Source organism: Kineococcus halophytocola (assembly GCF_041276425.1).
In the GTDB taxonomy this organism is placed as follows: domain Bacteria; phylum Actinomycetota; class Actinomycetes; order Actinomycetales; family Kineococcaceae; genus Kineococcus; species Kineococcus halophytocola.
On sequence record NZ_JBGFTU010000004.1, the window covers coordinates 233,753 to 240,450 of the forward strand.

At 73.2% G+C, this 6,698-nt stretch carries 6 protein-coding genes and 1 rRNA gene; all 7 read left to right on the top strand.

Annotated elements, in window-relative coordinates; translation table 11 throughout:
- The first annotated feature begins 17 nt into the window (after positions 1-17).
- Entirely contained in the window at positions 18-1,271 is a 1,254-nt protein-coding gene (locus AB2L27_RS05155; protein WP_370440396.1) for an acetylornithine transaminase, read from the top strand.
- Positions 1,268-2,188, top strand: coding sequence for an ornithine carbamoyltransferase (gene argF, locus AB2L27_RS05160; protein WP_370440397.1), 921 nt, complete (start codon positions 1,268-1,270; stop codon positions 2,186-2,188). The genes AB2L27_RS05155 and argF overlap by 4 nt, the downstream gene beginning before the upstream one ends.
- A complete protein-coding gene (locus AB2L27_RS05165) occupies positions 2,185-2,763 on the top strand; it encodes an arginine repressor (protein ID WP_370440398.1) in 579 nt (192 codons plus the stop codon). The genes argF and AB2L27_RS05165 overlap by 4 nt, the downstream gene beginning before the upstream one ends.
- Entirely contained in the window at positions 2,760-4,205 is a 1,446-nt protein-coding gene (gene argH, locus AB2L27_RS05170) for an argininosuccinate lyase (protein ID WP_370440399.1), read from the top strand. Before AB2L27_RS05165 ends, argH begins: the two co-directional genes overlap by 4 nt.
- Positions 4,190-4,840, top strand: a complete 651-nt coding sequence (locus tag AB2L27_RS05175; RefSeq protein ID WP_370440400.1) for a DNA-3-methyladenine glycosylase — start codon at positions 4,190-4,192, stop codon at positions 4,838-4,840. The genes argH and AB2L27_RS05175 overlap by 16 nt, the downstream gene beginning before the upstream one ends.
- Complete coding sequence (tyrS, locus tag AB2L27_RS05180) at positions 4,837-6,105, top strand: tyrosine--tRNA ligase (RefSeq protein WP_370440401.1); 1,269 nt, start codon at positions 4,837-4,839, stop codon at positions 6,103-6,105. Before AB2L27_RS05175 ends, tyrS begins: the two co-directional genes overlap by 4 nt.
- Positions 6,106-6,577: 472 nt before the next feature.
- Positions 6,578-6,698: ribosomal RNA gene (locus tag AB2L27_RS05185) — 16S ribosomal RNA — on the top strand; the annotation flags it as partial.

Consider the following 6,698-nt stretch of genomic DNA (forward strand, 5'->3'; position numbering starts at 1 on the left):
ACCCGCGGGGAGACGCAGTGGAACCAGTGGTCGTAGAGCGGGCCGAGGCCCTGCCCGTCACCGACGGCACCGGGCAGGCCTGGATCGAGCGCTACACCCGCTCGGTCATGCAGACGTTCGGCACGCCCCAGCGCGTCCTGGTCCGCGGGGAGGGCTGCTTCGTCTGGGACGCCGACGGCACCCGCTACCTCGACCTGCTCGGCGGCATCGCGACGAACTCCCTCGGGCACGCGCACCCGCTGCTCGTGGCCGCGGTGACCTCCCAGCTCACCACGCTCGGGCACGTCTCGAACTTCTTCGCCTCCGCCCCGCAGATCGCCCTCGCCGAGCGGTTGCTGGAGGTGGCCGGTGCTCCCGAGGGGTCGGCGGTGTTCTTCGCGAACTCCGGGACCGAGGCGAACGAGGCCGCGTTCAAGATGGCCCGCCGCACCGGGCGGACGAAGGTGGTCTCCACCCACGGGGCGTTCCACGGCCGGACGATGGGGGCGCTGGCCCTCACGGCCAAGGAGGCCTACCGGGCCCCCTTCGAACCCCTGCCCGGCGGGGTGGAGTTCGTGCCCTACGGCGACGTGGGCGCCCTGGGCCGGGCCGTCGACGGCGCGACGGCCGCGGTGTTCCTCGAACCGCTCCAGGGCGAGAACGGCGTCGTGCCCGCCCCCGACGGCTACCTCGCCGCCGCGCGGCGCATCACCGCCGAGCACGGTGCCCTCCTCGTCCTGGACGAGGTGCAGAGCGGCGTCGGGCGCACGGGGGAGTGGTTCGCGTTCCAGAACCCCCGGCACGGCGGCGTCGTCCCCGACGTGGTGACCGTGGCCAAGGGCCTCGGCGGCGGCATCCCCGTCGGCGGGGTCGTCGCCTTCGGCCCGCACAACGCCACTCTGCTCGGCGCCGGTCAGCACGGGTCGACGTTCGGCGGGAACCCGGTGGCCTCGGCGGCCGGGTTGGCCGTGCTGCACGCCATCGCCCGCGACGGGTTGCGGGAGAACGCGACCACGGTCGGCCGGCACCTGCGCACGGCCGTGGAGGCGCTGGGCCACCCGCTCGTGGAGGGCGTGCGCGGCGAGGGCCTGCTGCTCGGCATCGGGCTGACCCGGCCCCTGGGCGCGCAGGTCGTCCAGGCGGCGCTGGACCGCGGGTTCATCGTCAACGCGGCGCGCCCGGACACCGTCCGCCTCGCCCCGCCGCTGGTGCTCACCGCCGCCCAGGCGGACACGTTCGTGACCGCCCTGCCCGAGATCCTCGACACCGCGCTGGAAGGAGCGACCCCGTGACCGTCCGGCACTTCCTCGCCGACGACGACCTCAGCCCCGCCGAACAGGCCGAGGTCCTCGCGCTCGCCGCACGCCTCAAGCAGGACCGGTTCGCCGAGAAACCGCTCGCCGGCCCGCAGACCGTCGCCCTGCTGTTCGACAAGCCCTCGACCCGCACGCGCGTGTCCTTCAGCGTCGGGGTCGCCGACCTCGGCGGGGTGCCCCTGGTCATCGACGCGGCCGGGTCGCAGCTGGGCCGGGGCGAACCCGTCGCCGACACCGCGCGGGTCCTGGAACGCCAGGTCGCGGCGATCGTGTGGCGGACGTTCTCCCAGGACTCCCTGGCGCAGATGGCGGCGAACTCCCGGGTGCCCGTCGTGAACTCCCTGACCGACCTGTACCACCCGTGCCAGATCCTCGCCGACCTGCAGACGGTCGCCGAGCACAAGGGGACCCTCGCCGGCCTGACGCTCACCTACGTCGGGGACGGGGCCAACAACATGGCCCACTCCTACGCGCTCGGCGGGGCGACGGCGGGGATGCACGTGCGCATCGGCACCCCCGCCTCGGACCTGCCCGACCCCGCGGTCATCGCCCGCGCGCAGGCCGTGGCCGCCGGCACCGGTGGTTCGGTGACGGTGACCTCCGACGCCGCCGCGGCCGTCGCGGGGGTCGACGTCGTCGCCACCGACACGTGGATCTCGATGGGCCAGGAGGGTCAGGAGTTCGAGCGGTTCCGCCCCTTCTCCCTCACCGGCGACCTGCTCGCGCAGGCCGCTCCCGACGCCGTCGTCCTGCACTGCCTGCCGGCCTACCGGGGCAAGGAGATCGACGCCGAGGTCATCGAGGGGCCGCGGTCCGTCGTCTGGGACGAGGCGGAGAACCGGCTGCACGCGCAGAAGGCCCTGCTGGTCTGGTTGCTCGAGAAGTCCCGGTGACCTCGGCCCCGGCTCCGTCCCCCGGCCCGGGGGCGGGCACGAAGGCGTTCCGCCACGACCGGATCGCCGCGGTGCTGGCCCGCTACCCGGTCCGCTCGCAGACCGAGCTGGCCACCCACCTCGCGCAGGAGGGCGTGGCCGTGACGCAGGCGACGCTGTCGCGCGACCTCGTCGAACTGGGCGCGGTCAAGGTCCGCGACGGCGACCGGGGGCTGGTCTACGCCCTGCCCGCCGAGGGCGGTGACCGCACCCCCCGCCGCGGCGTCGGGCAGGAGGTCCTCGACGCCCGGCTCGCCCGCTGGTGCGAGGAACTGCTCGTGAGCGCGCAGGCGTCGGCGAACCTCGTCGTCCTGCGCACCCCGCCCGGTGCGGCCCAGTTCCTGGCCAGCGCCGTGGACCACTCGGTGATCCCGTCGCTGCTCGGCACGATCGCCGGTGACGACACCGTCCTGGTCATCACCCGCGACCCCCTGGGCGGCGACGCCGTCGCCGCCCGCTTCCTGGCGCTGGCGCGCCGGACCGGATCCGTCGACGACCCCGCCGGGGTCCCCGAGAACGAGGTGGACGTGCCATGACCCAGAACCCCCCGCAGCAGGGCGAGAAGGGCCTGTGGGGCGCCCGGTTCGCCACCGGCCCCGCCGAGGCGATGGCGGCGCTGTCGAAGTCGACGCACTTCGACTTCCGCCTGGCCCCCCACGACCTCGCCGGCTCGCGCGCCCACGCCCGCGTCCTGCACGGCGCCGGGCTCCTGGACGAGGCGACGCTGCAGGCCCTGCTGGCCGGTCTGGACGCCCTGGAGGCCGACGTGCTGTCCGGGGCGTTCGTCCCGGCCCCCGAGGACGAGGACGTGCACTCGGCGCTGGAACGGGCGCTCGTGGAGCGCGTCGGTGCCGACGTCGGCGGTCGCCTGCGCGCGGGCCGCTCCCGCAACGACCAGATCGCGACGCTGCTGCGGATGTTCCTGCGCGAGCACGCCCGGATCGTCGCCGGGCTCGTCCTGGACGTCGTCGAGGCGCTGCTGACGCAGGCCGCCGCGCACCCGACGGCGGCGATGCCGGGGCGCACGCACCTGCAGCACGCCCAGCCGGTCCTGCTCGGGCACCACCTCATGGCGCACGCCTGGCCGCTGCTGCGCGACGTGGAGCGCCTGCGGGACTGGGACGCCCGCGCCGCGGTCTCCCCGTACGGTTCCGGCGCCCTGGCGGGGTCGTCGCTGGGGCTGGACCCGGTGGCCGTCGCCCACGAGCTCGGCTTCACCCGCAGCGTGGAGAACTCCATCGACGGCACCGCCGCGCGCGACGTCGCCGCCGAGTTCGCGTTCGTCGCCGCGATGATCGGCGTGGACCTGTCCCGCATCTCCGAGGAGGTCATCGCCTGGGCCACCAAGGAGTTCTCCTTCGTCACCCTCGACGACGCCTGGTCGACGGGGTCGAGCATCATGCCGCAGAAGAAGAACCCCGACGTGGCCGAGCTGGCCCGCGGGAAGGCCGGGCGCCTCATCGGTGACCTCACGGGTCTCCTGGCGACGCTCAAGGGGCTGCCGCTGGCCTACAACCGGGACCTGCAGGAGGACAAGGAGCCGGTGTTCGACGCGGTCGACACCCTCGAGCTCCTGCTGCCCGCCGTCGCCGGGATGGTCGCGACGCTGCACTTCCACACCGACCGGATGGCCTCGCTGGCCCCGCAGGGGTTCGCCCTGGCCACCGACGTCGCGGAGTGGCTGGTCCGGCAGGGGGTCCCGTTCCGCGAGGCGCACCGGGTCTCCGGCGCGTGCGTGCGCCGCTGCGAGGAGCGCTCCGCGCAGGAGGACCGCAGCGTCGAGCTGTGGGACCTGACGGTCGAGGACCTCGCCGGGATCTCACCCCACCTCACGCCCGAGGTCAAGGACGTGCTGTCCACGGAAGGGTCGCTGAGCTCGCGCGACGGCATCGGCGGAACCGCGCCCGTCCGCGTGGCCGAACAGCTGGAAGCGGCTCAGGACGCCCTGGCGGGACACCTGGCGTGGGCGCGGCCCTGACCCTCGACCGGTCCTTCTTCGACCGCGACGTCCTCGTCGTGGCGCGCGACCTGCTGGGCCGGGTCGTGCGCCACGAGACCCCCGACGGGGTGGTCGCGGTCCGGCTGACCGAGGTCGAGGCGTACGCGGGGGAGGCCGACCCCGGGTCGCACGCCTTCCGGGGTCCGACCCCGCGCACGCGAGTGATGTTCGGGCCCCCCGGGCACGCCTACGTGTACTTCTCCTACGGGATGCACTGGTGCATGAACCTCGTGTGCGGGCCGGAGGGCACGGCGTCGGCGGTCCTGCTGCGCGCGGGGGAGGTCGTCGACGGGCTGGACCTCGCCCGCTCCCGGCGGGTGGCCGCGCGCCGCGACGTCGACCTGGCCCGCGGGCCGGCGCGGCTCACCCGGGCGCTCGGCGTCGACCGCGCCCAGGACGGGGTCGACGTCTGCTCCGGGGGCGCGCTGAGCGTGCTGCCGGGGGAGCCGGCCGGGGACGACGACGTCGTCTGGGGACCGCGCGTGGGGGTCGCCGGTGCGGGGGCGCCCACCCCCTGGCGCGTTTCCCTCGTGAACGACCCCACGGTGTCCGCGTACCGTGTCGGCGGGCGACGGTCGCCCGCACGCGGACACCGAGGAGCCGACGAGTCGTGAACGACGTCTGGGACGAACTGCAGTGGCGGGGCCTGGTGGCGCACTCCACCGACGAGGCCGCGCTGCGGGAAGCTCTGGCGACGGGTCCGCTCACGTACTACGTCGGCTTCGACCCCACCGCCGCCAGCCTCCACGTGGGGCACCTCGTCCAGGTCCTCACCGCGCGCCGCCTGCAGCAGGCCGGTCACCGGCCGCTGGTCCTGGTGGGCGGGGCGACGGGTCTGGTGGGGGACCCGCGACCGTCGGCGGAGCGCACGATGAACGACCCGTCCGTGGTCGCGGGGTGGGTGACGGGGCTGCAGGCGCAGATCGCGCCGTTCCTCGACTTCGAGGGCCCGGCCGCCGCGACGATGGTGAACAACCTCGACTGGACGCAGTCGATGTCGACCATCGAGTTCCTGCGCGACGTCGGCAAGCACTTCTCCGTCAACCGGATGCTCGACCGGGAGGCGGTCAGCAAGCGCCTGGCCACGACGGGCATCTCGTTCACCGAGTTCAGCTACGTCCTGCTGCAGAGCAACGACTACCTCCAGCTGCACCGCCGGCACGGCTGCTCGCTGCAGCTCGGCGGGTCCGACCAGTGGGGCAACATCACCGCCGGCTGCGAGCTGGTCCGCCGGGTCGACCAGCAGACGGTGCACGCCCTGGCGACGCCGCTGCTCACCAAGGCGGACGGCACGAAGTTCGGCAAGACCGAGTCCGGCGCCGTCTGGCTGGACCCGGAGCTGACGTCGCCGTACGCCTTCTACCAGTTCTGGCTCAACGCCGAGGACGCCAAGGTCGTGGACTACCTCAAGGCCTTCAGCTTCCGCAGCCCGCAGGAGATCGACGAGCTCGGACGGCAGGTCGAGGAGAACCCGCGGGCCCGTGCCGCCCAGCGGGCCCTGGCCCAGGAGGTCACGGCGCTCGTCCACGGGGAGGCCGCCGCCGCCGCCGTCGAGGAGGCGTCCTCGGCGCTGTTCGGTGGCGGGGAGCTCGCCGGGATCGACGAGCGGACGCTGCGGGGAGCGCTGGAGGAGCTGCCCACCGCGGCTCCGCAGGACACGGGGACGCGCCTGGCCCAGCTCTTCGCCGACACCGGCCTGGCGCCCAGCCTCAGCGGTGCCCGCCGGACGATCGGTGAGGGCGGGGCCTACGTCAACAACGTCAAGGTGACGGACCCGGAGGCGACGCTCGCCGACGTGTCCCTGCTGCACGGGCGCTACGCCGTGCTGCGCCGCGGCAAGAAGTCGCTGGCCGCGGTGGCTCTTCCGTTGCCGCAGTAGCAGGTCGGCGGCCGGCGTCGAGCGGATTTGCCTCTCGCGCCGGTCGCCGCGTACTGTTCTTCATGTCGCCCCGAGCGGGGCGGAAAACCTGAAGCTCCTGGCCGAGGGTGATCCGCGCCTGAACGTGGCGGCACCGGAAGCTCCTTGAGCGGGGCTGGGTTGAGGTTTGGCCTGGTTCCCGGTTAGGGTGGGAAAGTTGCCCCTCTTCCGCTGACCCTCTCGCTGAGGGTCGGTCCGGGGTGGGTGCGTCCGGTTCTTGAGAACTCAACAGTGCGCTAGAAAAATGTTGATGCCAATGCATTAACCCCCAATGGTCTCCACTCCTGTGTGGGTGGGGATCGGGGTTCCTTTGGGATCTACCCCCGTGCCGGCTTGCCAGCTCGGTACGGGGTTTCAGAGTCCAAGGGTCTGACTATGAAGTTCTAAAGATCAAGGCCGCTGCGTGCTTCGGTGCGTGGTGGTCGAAGGTTTTTCGACGGAGAGTTTGATCCTGGCTCAGGACGAACGCTGGCGGCGTGCTTAACACATGCAAGTCGAACGGTGACCCCTCTTCGGAGGGTGATCAGTGGCGAACGGGTGAGTAACACGTGAGC